General features: G+C 39.5%; 19 protein-coding genes. 9 read left to right on the forward strand and 10 right to left on the reverse strand.

Annotated elements, in window-relative coordinates; translation table 11 throughout:
- The first annotated feature begins 110 nt into the window (after nucleotides 1-110).
- Nucleotides 111-1,754, forward strand: a complete 1,644-nt coding sequence (locus AC2117_RS03120; protein ID WP_042897474.1) for a nitrite/sulfite reductase — start codon at nucleotides 111-113, stop codon at nucleotides 1,752-1,754.
- Nucleotides 1,747-2,235 carry a DUF934 domain-containing protein gene (locus tag AC2117_RS03125; RefSeq protein WP_133971863.1) on the forward strand — a complete coding sequence of 163 codons (489 nt, stop codon included), beginning with the start codon at nucleotides 1,747-1,749 and terminating at the stop codon, nucleotides 2,233-2,235. Before AC2117_RS03120 ends, AC2117_RS03125 begins: the two co-directional genes overlap by 8 nt.
- Before the next feature lie 49 nt (nucleotides 2,236-2,284).
- Here AC2117_RS03125 and AC2117_RS03130 read toward each other — a convergent pair whose 3' ends face one another.
- The 3 genes from AC2117_RS03130 to AC2117_RS03140 all read right to left on the reverse strand — a co-directional run bounded on the left by AC2117_RS03130 (nucleotide 2,285) and on the right by AC2117_RS03140 (nucleotide 4,657).
- Entirely contained in the window at nucleotides 2,285-2,728 is a 444-nt protein-coding gene (locus tag AC2117_RS03130) for a VOC family protein (protein WP_133971865.1), read from the reverse strand.
- A gap of 129 nt (nucleotides 2,729-2,857) precedes the next feature.
- Nucleotides 2,858-4,033 (reverse strand): thiolase family protein, encoded by a 1,176-nt coding sequence (locus AC2117_RS03135; protein WP_133971867.1) that lies wholly within the window; start codon nucleotides 4,031-4,033, stop codon nucleotides 2,858-2,860.
- A gap of 108 nt (nucleotides 4,034-4,141) precedes the next feature.
- On the reverse strand, nucleotides 4,142-4,657 hold the full coding sequence (locus AC2117_RS03140) for a GspH/FimT family pseudopilin (RefSeq protein ID WP_133971869.1): 516 nt from the start codon (nucleotides 4,655-4,657) through the stop codon (nucleotides 4,142-4,144).
- A 379-nt stretch (nucleotides 4,658-5,036) separates the two neighbouring features.
- Here AC2117_RS03140 and omp38 point away from each other — a divergent pair, with 379 nt between their 5' ends.
- Nucleotides 5,037-6,095: an outer membrane protein Omp38 gene (omp38, locus tag AC2117_RS03145; RefSeq protein ID WP_133971871.1), complete on the forward strand. Its 1,059-nt coding sequence runs from the start codon at nucleotides 5,037-5,039 to the stop codon at nucleotides 6,093-6,095.
- A 124-nt stretch (nucleotides 6,096-6,219) separates the two neighbouring features.
- Here the strand turns inward: omp38 and AC2117_RS18825 are convergent, their stop codons facing one another.
- The 5 genes from AC2117_RS18825 to AC2117_RS03165 form a co-directional block, all read right to left on the reverse strand.
- Nucleotides 6,220-6,378, reverse strand: a complete 159-nt coding sequence (locus AC2117_RS18825; protein WP_171459050.1) for a hypothetical protein — start codon at nucleotides 6,376-6,378, stop codon at nucleotides 6,220-6,222.
- A gap of 3 nt (nucleotides 6,379-6,381) precedes the next feature.
- On the reverse strand, nucleotides 6,382-7,587 hold the full coding sequence (locus AC2117_RS03150; protein WP_133971873.1) for an RtcB family protein: 1,206 nt from the start codon (nucleotides 7,585-7,587) through the stop codon (nucleotides 6,382-6,384).
- 266 nt (nucleotides 7,588-7,853) lie between these two features.
- Nucleotides 7,854-9,314 (reverse strand): amino acid permease, encoded by a 1,461-nt coding sequence (locus AC2117_RS03155; protein ID WP_042897465.1) that lies wholly within the window; start codon nucleotides 9,312-9,314, stop codon nucleotides 7,854-7,856.
- A gap of 21 nt (nucleotides 9,315-9,335) precedes the next feature.
- A complete protein-coding gene (locus AC2117_RS03160) occupies nucleotides 9,336-10,349 on the reverse strand; it encodes a class I SAM-dependent methyltransferase (protein WP_133971875.1) in 1,014 nt (337 codons plus the stop codon).
- 63 nt (nucleotides 10,350-10,412) lie between these two features.
- Complete coding sequence (locus AC2117_RS03165; protein ID WP_042897464.1) at nucleotides 10,413-11,771, reverse strand: uracil-xanthine permease family protein; 1,359 nt, start codon at nucleotides 11,769-11,771, stop codon at nucleotides 10,413-10,415.
- A 177-nt stretch (nucleotides 11,772-11,948) separates the two neighbouring features.
- On the opposite strand from AC2117_RS03165, the gene typA reads away from it, so the two are divergent.
- From typA to AC2117_RS03180, 3 genes are all read left to right on the forward strand, one after another.
- Nucleotides 11,949-13,784, forward strand: a complete 1,836-nt coding sequence (typA, locus tag AC2117_RS03170) for a translational GTPase TypA (RefSeq protein ID WP_042897462.1) — start codon at nucleotides 11,949-11,951, stop codon at nucleotides 13,782-13,784.
- Between the two features lie 230 nt (nucleotides 13,785-14,014).
- Nucleotides 14,015-14,446 carry a large conductance mechanosensitive channel protein MscL gene (gene mscL / locus AC2117_RS03175; protein ID WP_133971877.1) on the forward strand — a complete coding sequence of 144 codons (432 nt, stop codon included), beginning with the start codon at nucleotides 14,015-14,017 and terminating at the stop codon, nucleotides 14,444-14,446.
- Nucleotides 14,447-14,587: 141 nt separating this feature from the next.
- Nucleotides 14,588-14,941 carry a gamma-glutamylcyclotransferase family protein gene (locus AC2117_RS03180; protein ID WP_133971879.1) on the forward strand — a complete coding sequence of 118 codons (354 nt, stop codon included), beginning with the start codon at nucleotides 14,588-14,590 and terminating at the stop codon, nucleotides 14,939-14,941.
- A 10-nt stretch (nucleotides 14,942-14,951) separates the two neighbouring features.
- Here the strand turns inward: AC2117_RS03180 and AC2117_RS18905 are convergent, their stop codons facing one another.
- Nucleotides 14,952-15,242, reverse strand: a complete 291-nt coding sequence (locus AC2117_RS18905) for a peptidylprolyl isomerase (protein ID WP_042897457.1) — start codon at nucleotides 15,240-15,242, stop codon at nucleotides 14,952-14,954.
- 18 nt (nucleotides 15,243-15,260) lie between these two features.
- On the reverse strand, nucleotides 15,261-16,085 hold the full coding sequence (gene mutM, locus AC2117_RS03190) for a bifunctional DNA-formamidopyrimidine glycosylase/DNA-(apurinic or apyrimidinic site) lyase (protein ID WP_133971881.1): 825 nt from the start codon (nucleotides 16,083-16,085) through the stop codon (nucleotides 15,261-15,263).
- Between the two features lie 75 nt (nucleotides 16,086-16,160).
- On the opposite strand from mutM, the gene AC2117_RS03195 reads away from it, so the two are divergent.
- From AC2117_RS03195 to AC2117_RS03205, 3 genes are all read left to right on the forward strand, one after another.
- Nucleotides 16,161-16,727 (forward strand): DNA-3-methyladenine glycosylase, encoded by a 567-nt coding sequence (locus AC2117_RS03195; protein ID WP_133971883.1) that lies wholly within the window; start codon nucleotides 16,161-16,163, stop codon nucleotides 16,725-16,727.
- 133 nt (nucleotides 16,728-16,860) lie between these two features.
- Nucleotides 16,861-18,990 (forward strand): TonB-dependent receptor, encoded by a 2,130-nt coding sequence (locus tag AC2117_RS03200; protein ID WP_197730977.1) that lies wholly within the window; start codon nucleotides 16,861-16,863, stop codon nucleotides 18,988-18,990.
- Between the two features lie 9 nt (nucleotides 18,991-18,999).
- Nucleotides 19,000-20,109 carry an NADH:flavin oxidoreductase/NADH oxidase gene (locus tag AC2117_RS03205; RefSeq protein WP_133971885.1) on the forward strand — a complete coding sequence of 370 codons (1,110 nt, stop codon included), beginning with the start codon at nucleotides 19,000-19,002 and terminating at the stop codon, nucleotides 20,107-20,109.
- Nucleotides 20,110-20,157: the final 48 nt, after the last annotated feature.

Genomic DNA, 20,157 nt, shown 5'->3' on the forward strand with positions numbered 1-20,157 from the left:
TTAAAGCTTATCAATAAAACCGTTATTAAATATGCAAAAAAAGCATTTTATTGATGAATAAAAGCTCGCTATGCTATCTGCCTTAATAATGAAACTACTAGCCGTACGCCATGTATTTATATACCGATTTCGATCAGCAGCTGATTAATCAACGAGTTGCTCAGTTCCGCGATCAGACAGAGCGCTATTTAGCGGGCAAACTTTCTGAAGATGAATACCGTCCATTACGTTTGCAAAATGGTTTATATGTGCAACGCTATGCGCCTATGCTGCGTATTGCTGTGCCGTATGGCTTAATGAGTTCAAAACAATTACGTAAAATTGCTGAAGTTTCAACTGAATATGATCGTGGCTACGCACACGTATCTACACGTCAGAACATTCAGTTAAACTGGCCAGCTCTTGAAGATGTACCAGAAATTTTAGCTGAACTTGCAACGGTACAAATGCATGCCATTCAAACCAGTGGTAACTGTATTCGTAACACGACGACTGACCAATATGCGGGTGTGGTTGCAGGTGAAATTGCAGACCCACGTCCAACATGTGAATTGATCCGTCAGTGGAGTACGTTCCATCCTGAATTTGCATTTTTGCCACGTAAGTTCAAAATTGCCGTTTCTGCACTTGAAGAAAAAGACCGTGCAGCAACAGCATTTCACGATATTGGTGTATATATCGTGCGTAATGAAGCGGGTGAAATCGGCTACAAAATTATGGCTGGTGGTGGTTTAGGCCGTACTCCAATCATTGGTAGTGTTATTCGTGAGTTTTTACCACGCGAAGATTTAATTTCTTACTTAGAAGCAGTTCTACGTGTTTATAACTTGCATGGCCGTCGTGATAACAAATATAAAGCGCGTATCAAAATTCTAGTTAAAGCGTTAACTCCTGAAGTTTTTGCTCAGAAAGTTGAAGCTGAATTTGAACATACACGTGAATCATTAAGAATTCAGCCAGAAATCTTGAAAAAACTGGATGAAGAGTTCATCCCATTTGATTATCAAGATTTGGCAGATGAAGACTTCACTGCTTTATTTGCTGAGCATCCAAAATTCAAACAATGGTTCAATATCAACACACATGCACATAAAGTGAAGGGCTATCGTATTGTTACGATTTCTCTGAAACGTGCAGGTATTGCACCGGGTGATATGACTACCGAAGAAATGAACTTTATTGCAGATCTTGCTGATAAATATACTTTCGGTGAACTTCGCACGACTCACGAACAAAACATTGCTTTGGCAGATGTACCTCAAAAAGATTTGTTCGATGTGTGGCAAGCGCTTGAACAGCAAAATATGGCACGTGCGCATATTGGTTTCATTACCGATATTATTAGTTGCCCGGGCGGTGATTTCTGTTCACTTGCAAATGCAAAATCAATTCCAATTGCTGAAGCAATTACACGCCGTTTCGATGACTTAGATAAAGTGTATGACCTTGGTCATTTGGACTTAAATATTTCTGGTTGTATGAATGCCTGTGGTCACCATCACGTAGGTAACATCGGCATTTTAGGTGTAGATAAGAAAGGCGCTGAATTCTACCAAATTACATTAGGTGGTAATTCAGACCATGATGCATCAATCGGTGATATCTTAGGGCCATCATTTGCAGCAGATGCTGTTGCCGATGTAATTGAAGAAGTATTAAATACTTATCTTGATTTACGTACTGAAGGTGAGCGTTTTGTTGACACATATCGCCGTGTAGGAATTCAACCATTTAAGGAGCGTGCATATGCTTAATACAGCTCTACCAGTGCTTTATAAAGATGGCACGATTGCAGATAATACTTATCAAATCATTGCTGAAGATGGTGTTATTCCTCAAGGTGACGTTGTGGTAACAACGGCTCAACTTGATCAATTAGCAAACATTCAAGGTAAAAAAGCTTTGTATGTAACTGTGAATGATTCGCCTGAAGATCATACGTTCCCATTAAATGAACTTGATGCAATTTTTATTGAGTTTGCTGGTTTTGGCGATGGCCGAGGCTACTCATTTGCAGCACTATTACGTCGCCAAGGTTTCCAGGGTGAGTTACGGGCAACGGGAGATGTGTTTAAGGATGTCTTAAACTACTTAAAGCGTTCTGGTTTTGATAGCTTTGTCGTAAAAGAAGGCAAAGATGTGCAAGAAGCAGCGGCGGGTTTACAAGACTTTACCAACCCGTATCAAGCTTCAACGGCTGTACCGCAAGCAAGTTATCAAACAGGTGCTGAATAAGTCCTGATATAAAAAATCCCGCAAATTGCGGGATTTTTTATGCTGAAATTTATGTGTCCAATTGGCAATTAACCATCCACTTTATGCCAAATTGATCGGTAAAAGCGCCGTACAATGCGCCCCAGAATGTTTTTTCTAGAGGCATTTCAATTTGACCATTTACAGATAAAGCATCAAAAAGTTGTTTTGCTTTCTCTTGCTCATCCTTTTCAAGATTAATCGAGATGTAGTGATTATTACCTTGGGTAAAAACACTGTTAGGAGCACAGAACTGATCATTTGTATCTGATGCCATAAGTACGGTATATTCATTAATTGGCAGTGAAACATGAAGAACCAGATTCTTATCAGCTTCAGATAAAGTCACACCTTCTGTTGGTGGCATATCACCATAGCGGCTCAATATGCCGAACTCGCCGCCAAAAACTGACTTATAAAAATTAAAGGCTTGCTCTGCCTGACCTTGAAAGTTGAGATAGTGATTGAGTTGCATTGTTATTGTCCATTGTTGTTTTCGTTTAAAAGAATAAGTTAAAACTTAAAAGTGATTTTGTGGGTCATTTTTTGTAGCTTTTTCATAAAAAATCCCACCGAAGTGGGATTTTAAAATAGTTATTTTTAATTAAATGAGTTCAATTGCAACGGCTGTAGCCTCACCACCACCAATACAAAGTGCAGCAATACCTTTTTTACCACCCGTGCGTTTCAATGCATGAATAAGCGTAAGAATAATACGAGAACCTGTAGAACCTACTGGATGGCCTAGTGCACAAGCACCACCATTGATATTGACTTTTTCAGCATCAAGTTTGAAGTCATCAATTGGGCACATGGTAACCATGGCAAAAGCTTCGTTAATTTCCCATAGGTCAACATCTTGAGCATTCCAGCCAGCTTTTTTCAGAACTTTCTCGATGGCACCCACAGGAGCGATTGTAAATTCTGAAGGATGCTGAGAGTTTGAAGCTGTTGCGATAATTTTCGCAAGCGGCTGTAAACCACGTTGAGTGGCAACTTCACTCGATGTTAATACTAATGCAGATGCACCATCTGAAATAGAACTCGCGTTTGCTGCGGTGATTGTTCCGTCTTTTGCAAAAGCTGGTTTAAGTGAAGGAATCTTGTCGATTTTTGCATTTAAAGGTTGTTCATCTTGGTCAACAACAACATCGCCTTTGCGACTAGGTACGGTAACAGGAACAATTTCATCTTTGAAATAACCTTCGGTAATTGCTTTTTGAGCACGTTTCAAAGAACGAATTGCAAAGTCATCCATTTGCTCACGTGTATAGCCACGTGTATTTGCCATATCTTGAGCAAAAGAACCCATTAAACGACCAGTTTCGGCATCTTCAAGCCCATCAAGAAACATATGGTCCTTAATTTCACCATGGCCCATGCGGTAGCCAGCTCGTGCTTTTGGCAAAACATAAGGTGCATTTGTCATAGACTCCATGCCGCCAGCAACAACTACTTCAGCACTACCTGCTTTAATCATATCAGCAGCTTGCATAACAGCTTTCATGCCAGAACCACAAAGCTTGTTAATTGTTACTGCACCTGTAGAATCTGGTAAGCCAGCTTTACGCATGGCTTGACGAGCAGGGCCTTGTTTTAAGCCAGCAGGAAGGACACAACCCATAATAACTTCTTCGACATCAGTAGGCTGTAAACCTGCTCGTGCGATTGCTTCTTTAATTGTTACCGCACCCAATTCAGGCGCCGTAAGTCCTGATAGTGATCCTTGAAAACCACCCATGGCAGTACGAGCACCATTAATAATTACGATGTCAGTCATTGTTGTAATCTCCGGTTATTCTTAATCTCAAAATAAGAAATGTTTAAAACCTAGGCAGTATATTGCAAAAAACACAGAGAGATATCTTCTGCATTAGACTGTAGAGTTCTAACAATTTTTAAGGTCTTCTAAACGAATATGTCCCATTTTGCTGAGAACTAATTTAAAGTTTTTAAGCTGGTCATAAGAACAATATGTAAAACTGCCGTTAGACTCGCGTGGCAGTCCAGTGTCTCCCTGAAATACGATACTATTTAATTTTTTTCCGAATTTTTGAAATTTTAAAGAACCATAACGATGATTAAGTTCAACATTGGTCAATATCTCTTCGTCGTTTTCTCTTTGTAGATTATGATTTGTGTCTACAAAGCTTATAAGGCTTGTATCCCAATTACTATTACACAGCGTTAAATCAACACTTGGGCAAAGTACGACACTCTTATGTCGTAGAATTGCGTCGTATTTGGCTTTTTGTATATGAATTGTCAGTAGTCGAGGCGTGTTTTTTAATTCTACCGAAGCCATAAATTGATGGTATAAAGGAAGCGCTATAGTGAACATAATCATAAGAATTGCGAGCGTTATAGTGAGTTCCATCAATGTGAAACCAAGAGATTTGAACATTAAAATTCCTTAATATATGAATTGATATTTTGATTTTATGCGTTCTATCAATGATTTATAAGGCTTTTTATAATGAGGAAACACAAAATTAAATAAAGGTTATCAGGACGCTAGAATACTGGTAAAATCACCCTAAGCGAAAGAAAGAAGTTGTCCATATTTGCTAGTTGAGTAAAAAATTACCGAATTACAACGGAAATTGTAAGTAATTTTGTCAATAATTTACTTGATTAAAATTATCAAGCACTTGGAAAGTCTATCAAGTGTTTGTATGATTCAAATGTGAATAGCTTAAAAATAATACTGGGGTAAAAATATCTCAGGGGCCAATAAATTTAGGCTGAGCTTGAACAACAATTGTTATCTCTGGAGGATATCCATGAAATTGAGTCGTATTGCACTTGCTATGCTTGTCGCTGCACCTTTAGCTGCTGCTAATGCTGGCGTAACTGTTACACCATTATTGCTTGGTTACACTTTCCAAGACAGTCAACACAACAATGGCGGTAAAGATGGCGAGTTAACTAACGGACCTGAACTACAAGACGATTTGTTCGTTGGTGCAGCTCTTGGTATTGAGTTAACACCATGGTTAGGTTTCGAAGCTGAATATAGCCAAGTAAAAGGTGATGTAGACACTAACTATGGTGAATACAAACAACAACAAATCAACGGTAACTTCTATGTTACTTCTGATTTAATCACTAAAAACTATGACAGCAAAATCAAGCCATACGTATTATTAGGTGCTGGTCACTATAAATATGAATTTGATGATGCGCGTTTAGCTTATCGTGATGGTGAAGAAGGTACTTTAGGTAACGCTGGTTTTGGTGCTTTCTGGCGCTTAAACGATGCTTTATCTCTTCGTACAGAAGCTCGTGGTACTTATAACTTTGACGAAAAATTCTGGAACTATACAGCTCTTGCTGGTTTAAACGTAGTTCTTGGTGGTCATTTGAAGCCTGCTGCTCCTGTAGTAGAAGTTGCTCCAGTTGAACCAACTCCAGTTGCTCCACAACCACAAGAGCTAACTGAAGACCTTAACATGGAACTTCGTGTGTTCTTTGATACTAACAAATCAAACATCAAAGACCAATACAAGCCAGAAATCGCTAAAGTTGCTGAGAAGTTAACTGAATATCCTAACGCTACTGCACGTATCGAAGGTCACACAGATAACACTGGTCCACGTAAGTTAAACGAACGTTTATCTTTAGCTCGTGCTAACTCTGTTAAATCAGCTCTTGTAAACGAATACAATGTTGATGCATCTCGTTTGTCTACTCAAGGTTTCGCTTGGGATCAACCGATTGCTGACAACAAAACTAAAGAAGGCCGTGCTATGAACCGTCGTGTATTCGCGACAATCACTGGTAGCCGTACTGTAGTTGTTCAACCTGGTCAAGAAGCGGCAGCTCCTGCAGCAGCTCAATAATTTGAGTTCTTGAATAGTAAAAAAGCGACTCGTTAGAGTCGCTTTTTTTATTGCGGTTTTTAAAATATTTAGTCATTTCTATATCTCCTTCATAATAATTACTTTCGATTTTGGTTTAAATTATTTACCAATCACCTTTTTTCAATTGCTGTTTAGTATCTTGTCTATCTCTACGGTGTTGGGCACGAGGCTTTTCCGTTTCATGCATCCCACCTTTGTGAAGTAAAGGGGAAAGAGCCACTTGATTACGGACTTTGATTTTTGACATTTCTTTAATTTTCATATTTTAACCTTTAATACATAAAACTTGTTTAAGTGTATGGACAACTTCAATGAGGTCGGCTTGATTTGCCATGACTTCATCAATATCTTTATAAGCACTTGGGATTTCATCGACAACGCCACTGTCTTTGCGGCATTCAATACCTTGGGTTTGTTCGATAAGATCTTGCTGGTTAAAAAGAGTTTTCGCCTTGCTTCGACTCATCTTGCGGCCTGCTCCATGAGAGCAAGAACAAAATGACTCAGGATTGGCTTTACCTTTGACGATATAAGAGCGTGCACCCATTGAACCTGGGATAATACCTAATTCATCTAAGCCTGCTCGAATTGCTCCCTTTCGGGTAATCAATAAACTTTCGCCGAAATGTGTTTCACGGCTTACATAATTGTGATGACAATTAATAGCCTCCTTGGTCATTTGAAAAGATGGTAGAAGAGGGCGAATCGCTTCTAAAATTAAACGCATCATTTCTTTGCGATTTTCAAAAGCGTATTCTTGAGCCCATTCCACTGCTTCTACATAATCATCGAAACTTTTTGAGCCTTCGGCAAAATAACTTAAATCTTTATCAGGTACATGACCAAAACGATGCTGAGCTTCTTTCTTGGCTAACTCAATAAAATAAGTACCAATGACGTTACCCAATCCTCTACTACCTGAATGTAGCATAATCCATACGTCTTGATTTTCATCAATACAGAGTTCTATAAAGTGATTGCCGCCACCTAAAGTGCCTAGCTGTTTTTGCCATGTTGCATCAAATTGTCGGAGCATTCGAACCAGACCAGGATGCTTTTTGATAATCGGTTCTAAGCTTTTTTCAAGTGGAATAATACTTGAAGCTTTTGCTTTGACTTGTTTATGTAAAGTAAATCCAACCGGTACTTTACGCTCAATTGCATCGCGCAAACGGCTTAAGTTATCAGGTAATTGTACAGCCTTTAGACTTAAGCGGATTGCATTCATTCCACAACCAATATCTACTCCTACAGCAGCAGGAATAATGGCATGTTTAGTTGGAATAACACTGCCTACAGTAGCGCCTTTTCCCACATGAACATCTGGCATTACTGCAATATGAGAATAGATAAATTGCAGCTGCGCCATTTTCTTCAGTTGTTCAATACTTTCACTATCTATATCTTGAGTGAAAATTTTAACGGGAACACCGTAAAGTGCTTCCTCGTTTAATATTTTTTGTATGCCCATAATTTTTCTCTTATTTTTGTCCGTGCAGACATAAAAAAACCTAGCGAATGCTAGGTTTTAAATTTGAGCATTCGGACAAGTGAAGTGAATTTGTACACTTGTCCGTGAGCTGACATCGTGCCAAATTATTTAATCTGTTTTACCTTGTAGTGTTGGCATGATGTCCTCCTTATTTAAAAGCGCCGTTGAAAATATGAACGGCATTTTACGCTTTTTAAATCAAATATCAAGTTTTTGATCTTTGATTTATTTTTAATTACTACTTTTTAGTCTTGCTCTGGCTTCACGTTCATTTGATCGTAAGGGATCAGTTTGGTTTTATTTTTCCACTTATAGCCTAACCAAATAATTAAGAACAATGGCAAGCTAATATAGGTTGAAAGTAGGCCTAACCAGTCAATTTTTCCACCTAAAATGGCTTGATAGTTTTGTCCCAAAATAATGATTGAACAGAGGATAAACGCGAACCAAGGGGCAAATGGGAAAAATTTGGCACGATAGGCTAAATCTTCTAATTTATATCCTTGAGCAATATAACCTTTGCGGAAACGATAATGCGAAATAGCAATTCCTAACCAAACAATAAAACCGCACATACCTGACATATTGAGTAGCCAGTTAAATACTTGTTTTTCACCAATAAAAGTCGTCAAGAAACAAAATGCAGCGATAAATGTTGTGGCATATAGTGCATTCATCGGAACGCCACGACTATCAAGCTTTCCAAACCACTTTGGCGCACGTTCTTCCTGAGCCATTTTAAACAACATGCGAGTTGAAGAGTACATGCCTGAGTTACCTGCTGACAAAATAGCAGTAAGAATGACAGCATTCATTAAACCAGCAGCAAAGGCAAAGCCAACTCTTTCATAGAGCAATGTAAACGGAGAAAGTGCAATATTTTCAGTGGTAGCAGCTTGTAATAAGTTTGGATCATCATAGGCGATGAGGGTGCCGATAATGAAAATACATAAGATATAAAATAATAAGATTCGCCAGAAAATCTGTTTGATTGCAAGAGGAATCGTTTTCTTTGGATCTTTAGACTCACCAGCAGCAACCCCAACCATTTCTGTCCCTTGGAAAGAGAATCCGGCAATCATTGCTACACCGATCATGGCTTGTAAACCACCTACAAAAGGCGCGTCTTTATAGGTCCAGTTTCCAAAAGCTGCGACACCTGGAGTTAGCATAATCTTAATGATCATGGCTAATCCAATAATAATAAAGGCAACGATGGCGATCACTTTTACCATTGAGAACCAGAATTCGCTTTCGCCGAATCCCTTTACTGTCATGGCATTAATCATAAAGATAACGATAAGGAACAGGGCACTCCAATAGAACCCAGGAATATCCGGGAACCAGAACTTCATAATAAACTGAACTGCAACAAGTTCGAATGCAACTGTAATTGCCCAGTTATACCAGTAGTTCCAACCTAGAGCGAAACCAAAGCCTTCTTCGACATAACGACTACCGTATGTAAAAAAAGCACCAGAAGTTGGAGTGTGGGTTGCAAGCTCACCTAAACTGGTCATTAAGAAGTAAATCATAATGCCAATGAGAGAGTAGGCGAGAAGCGCTCCACCTGGGCCAGCATTTGCAATGGTTGATCCAGAAGCAAGGAAGAGGCCTGTACCAATGGAACCACCAATGGCGATCATATTCAGATGACGAGCCCCAAGCTTACGCTGGAGTTTTTCAGGAGCATGTGTTTCGCTCATGGAGATTCCTTACATAGTTTGTTATGCACAGGCATATAACACCTTAAAGCCTTGAAGATCAGTTTTAATCTGGCACTGACCAAAGTGCTTCTCAATTAAGATCGGATAGTTTAAAAAACGGTTTGCTACAATCCATAGCTCACCTGATGCCTTTAAATGTTTTTTAGCGTTCTGGCAGAGTCCTTCACTTGCATCATAGTCGGTATGAATACCTTGATGGAAAGGGGGATTACTGACAATGGCATCGAGTTCTGTTGGAGCGTCTGCAATACCTATAACAGGCTGCAATCTCAACTGGTCTGAACTTATTCCATTTCGACTAAAAGTCATTTCCGTTGACCGTAAAGCGAAAGCATCAATATCTAGGGCATGAATAATATTACTTGAATTTATTTTTGCCAAATAGCAACTGATAATTCCAGCACCACACCCGAAGTCGGCAATTCTACCTGATTTCACCTGATTAAGATAAGGGAGTAAAACAGCAGTTCCGATATCTAGATGATTTTGGCTAAAAACACCGGGTAGGGCGCAAATCGTAAGCTCTTGTTCATTCACCTGAACAGTATAAGTTTTAAGCCATTTTTCCAGAGGTTTAATCTGTTCTGTTTTCTCAATCTTTAAGTGCCACAATTGACAGTGACGGGCACTATCAAGTTTGAGTACTTTGCCGAAGTTTTGTAATTGTTTAGCGGCTCTTTCTACGCCACCCTTTTTTTCACCGACTAAAAAAACAGATTGATTGGTTTTCAGATGGCTCATCACTAAATGCAATATGTAATTTAAGAGCTCTTTAGATTTTGGAACAAAAATGATTGCTTGGTCGAAGTCTTGTGATGGAAACTCAACTGAGAAGTGCGCTTCTGTTCCATTATTTATAAATCCCTGATAGTCGGCATGGTTCCATGTCCAGACTGACGCATCAGTCCCAGCGGGTAATTGACTGACTAAGGCATCATTCGGTGCATTAATTAACAAGATTCTACCTTTTAAATAGTCTTGCTGTCTTAATACCACTTCACTTCTAGGATCCATGTACATCTCTCATGAAGAAGAATGCCCAGTGGGAGCTGGGCAGTAATCAAAATTAAAAGTTAGTTATTTATGAGTTTCAGGAAGTACAACATTTAAAATTAATGCTGCAATACCGCCTGTCGCCACGCCAGAGCTAAAAATATTTTTAAATAATTCTGGAAGGTGCTCTAAAATTTGAGGAACTTGAGCAACACCTAAACCTAATGCAAGTGAGATGGCAATAATTAACAATGCTCGGCGGTCAAGGTGAACAGAAGAAAGAATGTTAATACCTGATGCAGCCACTGCACCGAACATGACCATAACAGCGCCACCTAACACTGCTTGAGGAACTGCTTGTATAACACCAGCTACCGCAGGAAATAAGCCTAATAAAATAAGTAAGGCAGCAATCCATATACCTACATAGCGGCTAGCAACCCCAGTGAGTTGAATTACACCATTGTTTTGAGCGAAAACAGAACTAGGGAAGGTGTTAAATAATCCAGCCAGCAAAGAGTTTGCACCATTAACTAACACGCCACCTTTAATACGTTGCATCCATACTGGACCGTTAACAGGTTGGTTGGAAAGTTTACTGGTTGCTGTCACATCGCCAATTGCTTCTAAAGAAGTCACCAAATAAATGAATGCCATTGGAATGAATAATCCCCAAGAGAAGCTCAAACCAAAGTGCATTGGTGTTGGGATTTGTACAAGTGGCGCATCTTTAATACCAGAGAAATCTAGATGACCCATAAATCCAGCAAGAATGTAACCACTCACTAAAGCGATTAAAATAGCTGAACTTTTAATCCAAACCACTCGAATACGATTTAGAACAACAATAATGGCAAGTACGGTACATGACATAATAAGGTTGTCCGCACTTGCAAAAGTATGATCTTGCATGGCTTGGTAGCCACCACCCATACTAATTAAGCCTTCTTTAATAAGCGTTAAACCAATTAATAAAACAACAATACCTGTCACCAAAGGCGTAATTAGTCTTTTTACCCATGGAAGAATTTGCGAAACCCCCATTTCAATGAAGGAACCTGCAATGACCACACCAAATATTGCAGCCATAACTTGGTTTACAGGTGTTCCTGCGGCCACCATTGCACTACCAATACCAATAATAGGACCAATAAAGTTAAAGCTTGTGCCTTGAACAATCAGAAGGCCTGCACCAAATGGACCAACTTTTTTACATTGTAAAAAAGTAGCAATACCTGAAATCACCAAAGACATCGATAAAATCATGTTAGTTTCAGTGCGTGAAACGCCTAAAGCTAAACAAATTAAAAGGCCGGGTGTAACAATTGGTACAATAATCGCAAGCAAATGCTGGAAAGCTGCTAAAAAAGCGATCAAAGGTTTTGGTCGATCATTTAAACCATAAACAAGGTCTAAATGGTCTTGAGAGTGTTGATTGGACATGGGTGTAGGTCCGCCGCAATTTTGCAAATTGGCGCTATTCTAATCGAGATAACTATCTTTACAAAACGAAATACAGGCTATTAGAAATTTTTTTGTCAATGTCAATAAACTGTCACTACTCAAGAGTAGTGTTTTTCTGTATAATTTGCCCTCAAACTTTAGGCGTATCGAATTTACATGTCAGATATTAAAACACTCCGTAACATTGCCATCATTGCGCACGTCGATCATGGTAAAACGACTTTAGTCGACAAACTTTTACAACAATCAGGTGCATTAGGTGATCGCGCGGGTGAAATCGAGCGTGTGATGGATTCAGGTGCAATTGAAAGTGAACGTGGTATTACCATTCTTGCAAAGAACACTGCAATTAAATGGACCGATGCTCGTACAAATACAGAATACCGCATTAACATCGTGGACACCCCAGGACATGCTGACTTCGGTGGTGAAGTTGAACGTGTAATGTCGATGGTTGACTGTGTATTGTTATTGGTTGACTCTCAAGAAGGTCCAATGCCACAAACTCGCTTTGTAACTCAAAAAGCGTTTGCTCGTGGTTTAAAACCAATCGTAATTATCAACAAAGTTGACAAGCCAAGCGCGCGTCCAGACTGGGTTATTGACCAAGTATTTGACTTGTTCGACAACCTTGGCGGTTCTGACGAACAGCTAGACTTCCCAGTTGTTTATGCATCTGGCTTACGTGGTGTTGCTGGTCCTTCTCCAGAAGAATTGGCTGACGACATGACTCCATTGTTCCAAACAATTGTAGATATCGTTGAGCCACCAGCAGTTGATGTTGATGGTCCATTCCAAATGCAAATCTCTTCACTTGATTATAACAGCTTCGTTGGTGTAATCGGTGTTGGTCGTATTCAGCGTGGTTCAGTTAAATTAAACACACCTGTAACTGTTATCGACAAAGAAGGTAAAACACGTAACGGTCGTATCTTAAAAATCATGGGTTACCATGGTCTAGATCGCGTTGACGTTGAAGAGGCAAATGCTGGTGATATCGTTTGTGTAACAGGTATCGATGCACTTCATATTTCTGACACGATTTGTGATCCGAAAAATGTTGAAGCTTTACCGCCGTTATCTGTAGATGAACCTACTGTTACGATGACTTTCCAAGTAAACAACTCACCGTTTGCGGGTAAAGAAGGTAAATTTGTTACTTCACGTAACATTCGTGAACGTTTAGATCGTGAATTGATTCACAACGTAGCATTACGTGTTGAAGATACTGACAGTCCAGACCGTTTCAAAGTGTCTGGTCGTGGTGAACTTCACCTTTCAGTTCTTATTGAAAACATGCGTCGTGAAGGCTTCGAAATGGGCGTATCACGTCCACAAGTAATTTTGAAAGAAGTTGATGGCGAAAAGCAAGAACCATACGAAAACGTAACATTTGACGTTGAAGAACAGCACCAAGGTTCTGTGATGGAACAAATGGGTTACCGTAAAGGTGAAATGACAAATATGGAAGTTGACGGTAAAGGCCGTATCCGTATTGAAGCAACTGTTCCTTCGCGTGGCTTAATTGGTTTCCGTTCTGAATTCTTGACCATGACTTCTGGTACAGGGATCATGACATCAAGCTTCTCGCATTACGGTCCAATGAAACAAGGTACTGTTGCGAAACGTCAAAACGGTGTGTTGATTTCTATGGTTCAAGGCGTTTGTTTGGGCTATGCATTATTCACATTGCAAGACCGTGGTCGTTTATTCGCTAAACCTCAGTTAGAAGTTTACGAAGGTATGATCATTGGTATTAACTCTCGTTCAGATGATATGGTTGTTAACCCAACTAAAGCGAAACAGTTAACAAACGTACGTGCATCTGGTACAGATGAAGCGTTAACGTTGACACCAGCTGTTGAATACACGCTTGAACAAGCACTTGAATTCATTGAAGATGATGAGTTAGTGGAAGTAACACCAAAATCAATCCGTATCCGTAAGCGTTACTTGACTGAAAACGAACGTAAACGTAACCGTGATAAATAATTTTTCTTAAATGAAAAGAAAAAACCGCTAAATTAATTTAGCGGTTTTTTTAATCGTTAAATCATATTTTTCTTATCAGACAATATGTTGTTAAAGTGTGAAATAACTTTCTTTTTTTGATAAAAATATTAAATTATCAATATCATGGCGAGTACTATCTAAATGGATAAGATGCCAATGAAAAAGAAAAATATAACGTGTTTTAACCCCCGACATCTGGAGATGTTTAGATGAGTATTATTCAAGAATTTAAAGAATTTGCCGTGAAAGGCAATATGATGGATTTAGCCATTGGTGTGATTATTGGTGGTGCTTTTGGTAAAATCGTAGACTCTTTAGTAAAAGATATTATCATGCCGCTTATCAGTGTAATTACTGGTGGTGGTGTCGATTTTTCACAGAAATTCATTGTTCTAGGAGCAAACCCTGCCAATCTGCAATCTTTAGATGCTTTGCAAAAAGCAGGTATCAATGTTTTAACCTATGGTAATTTCCTCACCATTTTAATCAACTTTATTATTTTGGCTTGGGTAGTTTTCTTAATGGTGAAATTATTAAACAGACTTCGCCGTGATAAGAATGAGCCAGAAGCTCCAGCTGCAACTCCTGAAGATGTTCAATTGTTACGTGAAATTCGTGATGAGTTGAAAAAACAGGCTTAACAGTCTTCTCATAAAAATAAAAACGGTACTAAAGGTGCCGTTTTTTATGACTAAGTATTTTATATTGGACTGAAGAAATTGATAAAATTGAAAAGCTACCAATAAGCTCAGCTACGCATATTGTAAAAGGGGTATAAATAAATGAATCAACTTTTTGTATATGGAACCTTATGCCCAAATAAAGCCAATGCTCATATTTTAGAGCAGATCGGTGGCAGTTGGACAAAAGCCAGCTTGCGAGGCGTGATTCATATTTTAGATTGGGGGCCAGATAAAGGATTAACTGCAATTGTTTTAGATCCCAAAGCCGATTGGGTTGAAGGCTATGTGTTTAGTACAGAAAAGCTGGAAGAAAACTGGAAAATGCTTGATGATTTTGAAGGATTTCAATATCAGCGTGTCGTCACGGATGTAAAGCTTGAGTCAGGCAAACAGATTAAAGCCTGGACATACCAACTGAATGCGCAGGCTCAAAGTTTTAAAAACCATAATTAATATAATGGAATCAACGTAAACTGCCCATTCTGAATTTAACTTCTAAAAGATGATAACCAAACTGACTCTTTATTGGACCTTGCAGTACGCGTTCAGCGGCTGTAAAAACGATTTTATCAATAACAGGTACCAGTTGCCCTTTTTTTACTTCACCAAGCTCACCACCGCGTTTTGCTGAGTTACACGTTGAATATTGCTTGGCAATTTTGGCAAAGTCAGCCCCATTTTGTAGCTTCTTTTTTAGCTGTTCAGCTAAGTCTTTATCTTTGACCAGAATATGGCGGACGATTGCTGTTTGCATTTTATCTTCCTCTGAAAATTAGAGCTTGTTGGGCTTTTTGAGGGGCTGGCACTGTGGACAAAATACACTAGCGCGTTGGCCGAGTTTAAGATTTTCTAATGTAGTCTCACAATTAACGCACATTTCTCCAGCACGTCCATAAGCCAAAAGGGTTTGCTGGAAATAACCATTTTCGCCCATAGCATTGCTGTAGTCCCGTAAAGTTGAACCACCTAAATCAATCGCTGATTTTAAAATGCGTTTGATTTCGACCACCAGTTTTTCTATCTGCTGGAAATTTAGGTCAGTAGCAGGCTGAGCTGGGTGAATGCCGACATTAAATAAACTTTCAGTTGCATAGATATTGCCTACGCCAACCACAACATGATTATCCATAAGTGCAATTTTTATGCCGACTGATTTATTTTTAAGTTTTGAAGCTAAATATTCTGCATTGAAGTCATTAGTTAAAGGTTCCGGCCCTAAAGTATCAATTAACTTCCCTTGTGTTTCAGGGTTTAGCCAGAGAATGCAGCCAAAACGACGTGGGTCGTGGTAACGTAATTCATGTTCTTCAAAGCGAATAATGAAGTGATCATGTTTTCGTAATTCATCTTGAGGATTGCATAAACGGAAGCTTCCTGACATTCCTAAATGCCAAAGCATTTGATCTTGTTCGAACTCTGCCAAGATATATTTTGAGCGGCGATTTAATCCAATAAGACGTTGCCCAACAAGTTTTTGAACATCATCAGGTATTGCCCAGCGTAAGCTTGGGTTACGTACTTCCACACTTAGAACTTTTTGATTCAATAGAGGAAATAAACTGGTTTTGGTTGTTTCGACTTCGGGTAACTCAGGCATGCCAACTCGCAGAATTAACAGATATACTGGAATAATCAAGTATATCGTGTGGTATGTAATATTTCAGAGATTACTATGTCAGATATTTTACCATTAAGCTGGTTTCAACGTGAAACTTCACAGGTTGCTCATGATTTAATTGGATGCGTGCTATGTAAGCGACAAGCTGATGGACACGTTGTTCGGTGTACGATTACCGAAACGGAAGCTTATTTAGGAATTCGAGATAAAGCCTGCCATAGCTATAATGATAAACGTACAGCTCGAACTGATGTGATGTATGGTTCAGGTGGCACGATTTATGTCTATTTAATTTATGGCATGTATGAAATGCTCAACCTCATTACTCAGATAAAAGGCATCCCGGAAGGGGTGATGATTCGTTCTGCATTTTTAAGTGGGGCTTCAACCAAAAAAGAATATAAGCTTTTAGCTGGACCCGGCAAACTGACACGCTATTTAGGTATTGATCGGTCTTTAAAAGGCCAGACTTTAGGTGAAGAATCTGGGCTATGGATTGAATCGGCATCAACGCAGCCTGAAGTGGTGATGACTCCACGTATTGGAATTGACTATGCCGAAGAAGCAAAAGATTGGCCGGAGCGCTATTGCTGGAAAGATCATCCATCTTTAAGCCGTTAATTCAAATCTGGAAATCAATTTTCAGATATCGAAAAGGCTGTTTTAGATTTATAACAATGCAGAGCGAATTCAATATCCAGACAAGACACTACTTTTTGTTATCATAACTACAATATAAATAAAGGAAATAAGCATGTCCTTCTTACGCTTAGACCGACTTCATTACTGTATTTTGATGAGTATGGGCTGTATTTCTAGCCCACTTGTTTGGGCAGATGACTTAGCTCAAGACATTACGGTATTGCCAACTTTACATGTTGAAGCAACCCGTACAGATACAACTTATTTGCAAACACCAGCTTCGGTTTTTCGAATAGATGCGCCTCAAGTTGATACTTCTTCACAAGTGAATTTAACTGAAGTTGTGAAAGGTATACCGAGTTTACAGATTCGTAATCGTGAAAATTATGCGCAAGATTTACAGCTCTCAATGCGTGGTTTTGGTGCACGTTCTACTTTTGGTGTTCGAGGTATTCGCCTGTATGTTGATGGTATTCCTGCAACAATGCCAGATGGACAAGGCCAAACCTCTAATATTGATTTAAGTAGTCTGGACCATGTCGAAGTACTAACAGGACCTTTTTCTTCACTGTATGGAAACTCATCTGGTGGAACGATTTTAACGTCTACAAAAGAAGGGCAGGGTAAAGACTCGATTGAGCTGAGTTACTCGGGTGGTAGCCACGATAAAAGTCGAGCGGGGCTTGTGCTACAAGGTGGTGCAAAGGGTGTGAATGAACCAAGTTATGTTATTAGTTCATCATATTTTGATACCGATGGTTACCGAGAACATAGCGGTGCAGAAAAAGTATTAAACAATGCAAAGCTCAGTTGGAATCTTGATGATGGAAGTAAAATCAACTGGGTGACCAACTATGTCAAAATCCATGCGGATGATCCGCAGGGTTTAACCCATGATCAGTGGAATGCTAATCCAAAGCAACAAGTGCCTTTTTTAAAGCAATTTAATGTTCGTAAAGATATTGAACAAACTCAAACGGGCGTGACGTGGTCTAAGCCAATTAATGATAAAAATGAACTTTATGCGATGGCATATTTAGGCAATCGCCAAGTGACACAATATCAATCTATCCCTAAGTCGACACAAGATGCCAGTATAAATCATGCTGGTGGGGTAATTGATTTTGAGCGTAATTATTATGGCGCTGACTTCCGTTGGACGGGTAAAGAACTATTGCCGAATATGACGATCAGTGCAGGTGTTGCACTTGATGCAATGGATGAAGATCGCAAAGGCTTTGAAAACTTTAACTTAGTAAACGGTCAGCCTTCTTATGGTGTTAAAGGTAATTTACGCCGCGAAGAAGATAATACTTTGTGGAATATTGACCCCTATTTACAAGCTTCGTGGCAGTTCTTACCAACATGGCGTTTAGATACGGGCGTACGTTACAGTAATGTCCACTATAAGTCGGAAGATCATTATTTGAGCAATGGCGACGATAGTGATAAAACCGATTACAATAAAGTTTTACCTTCTGCTGCTTTAAGCTGGCAAATTTTACCTGAACTTATGGCGTATGTGAGTTATGCCAAAGGTTTTGAAACACCGACATTTACTGAAATGGCATATCGTCCAGATGGGGAAAGTGGTTTTAATTTTGATTTAACAGCATCAACAAGCGATACCTATGAAACAGGTTTAAAGTCACAGAATCATTTGGGTGATTTTACTTTGGCAGTTTTCCAGACTAAAACCAAAGATGATATTGTTTCAGCAGGGAATTCTAACGGCCGTTCAACATTCCGTAATGCAGATAAAACCTTACGTGAAGGTGTCGAGTTTGCATGGAATAAAAAATTGTGGCGAGATTTAACTGCAACTGCTAGCTATACCTATTTAGATGCAACCTTTGATGCTGATATTCCAGCCTCAGGAAGTGTTGCTCAAATTCCATCAGGGAATGCGATACCGGGTATTGCTAAAAATCAGGCTTACGCATCTTTGGCTTGGCAACCTACGCACGGTTTATATGGTGGTGTAGATATACAGTATATGGATAAAGTATACGTGAATGATACCAATAGTGACGCAGCGCCAAGCTACAGTGTAACCTCAGCTAACGTTGGTTATGCATGGGTGATGGGCGATTGGAAAGTAAATAGCTTTGCCCGTGTTGATAACTTGTTTGATAAAAACTATGCAGGTTCAGTGATCGTAAATGACGGTAATGGACGCTACTTTGAGCCAGCGGATGGACGTAACTGGAGCGCAGGTTTACGTGTAATTAAGCAATTCTAGGAATTAAAAATGGCAAAATTATTTGAAACGGTTAACTTTGGTTCACTACAACTGGTCAATAGAATTGTAATTGCCCCAATGTGCCAATATTCGGCAACAGATGACGGTGAAGTGACCTATTGGCATGAGCAGCAATGGGCAAATTATGCGTTGTCTGGTGCAGGGCTTTGTATTGTAGAGGCGACGGCTGTACAAGCTGAGGGACGTATTAGTTATGCTGACCTTGGACTTTGGAATGATCAGCAACGTGACCAAATCAAAACGTTATTGGGTAAGGTTCGCACACTTTCACCGATGCCATTTGGAATTCAGTTAGCACATGCAGGTCGTAAGGCTTCTACTGAAAAACCGTGGTTAGGCAAAGGGCAAATTGCAAAAGATCAGCCACATGGTTGGCAAACGGTTGCTCCAAGTGAAAGTACCTTTTCAGTGCATGATGCAGCGCCCCATGCTTTGACCATTGCTGAGATTAAACAAGTTCAACAAGACTTTGCAGCAGCAGCAAAACGTGCTGTAGAAGCTGGCTTTGAGTTAATTGAAGTGCATGGTGCGCATGGTTACTTGTTACATCAATTCTTATCGCCAATTGCGAATCAGCGTACTGATGAATATGGCGGTTCTTTAGAAAACCGTATGCGCATGACACTTGAGGTTCTTCAGGCAATTAAACTCGCTGTTCCAGATGGTTATCCAGTAGGAGTTAGATTGTCTGCTACCGATTGGTTGGATGGTGTAGAACACTGGGATGTTGAATCTACAGTTGGTTTATCAAAAGCTTTAGAGCAGTTGGGTGCAGCCTATGTGCACGTGTCTAGTGGTGGTTTGCATGAGCATCAATCTATTCAGATTGGAGCTGGCTACCAAGTTCCATTTGCTGAACAAGTCAAAAAGCATGTGTCTATTCCAGTCATTGCTGTAGGGCTAATTACTGAGCCAGAACATGCCGAACAAATTTTGGAAAATCAGCAAGCTGATGCCATTGGTCTTGCTCGTGCAATGTTATATGACCCACGATGGCCTTGGCATGCAGCAGCGGCTTTAGGTGCGGAAGTTAAAATTGCGCCTCAATATTTACGTTGCCAACCTCATGGGGTAAAACAGCTTTTTAATTCTTTTTAACTGTATCGGGCAAAGTCATCTTTGCCCGTTTTTCTTTAGATGAGTGAG

Origin of the sequence: Acinetobacter calcoaceticus (genome assembly GCF_900520355.1) — a bacterium.
Lineage (GTDB): Bacteria > Pseudomonadota > Gammaproteobacteria > Pseudomonadales > Moraxellaceae > Acinetobacter > Acinetobacter calcoaceticus_C.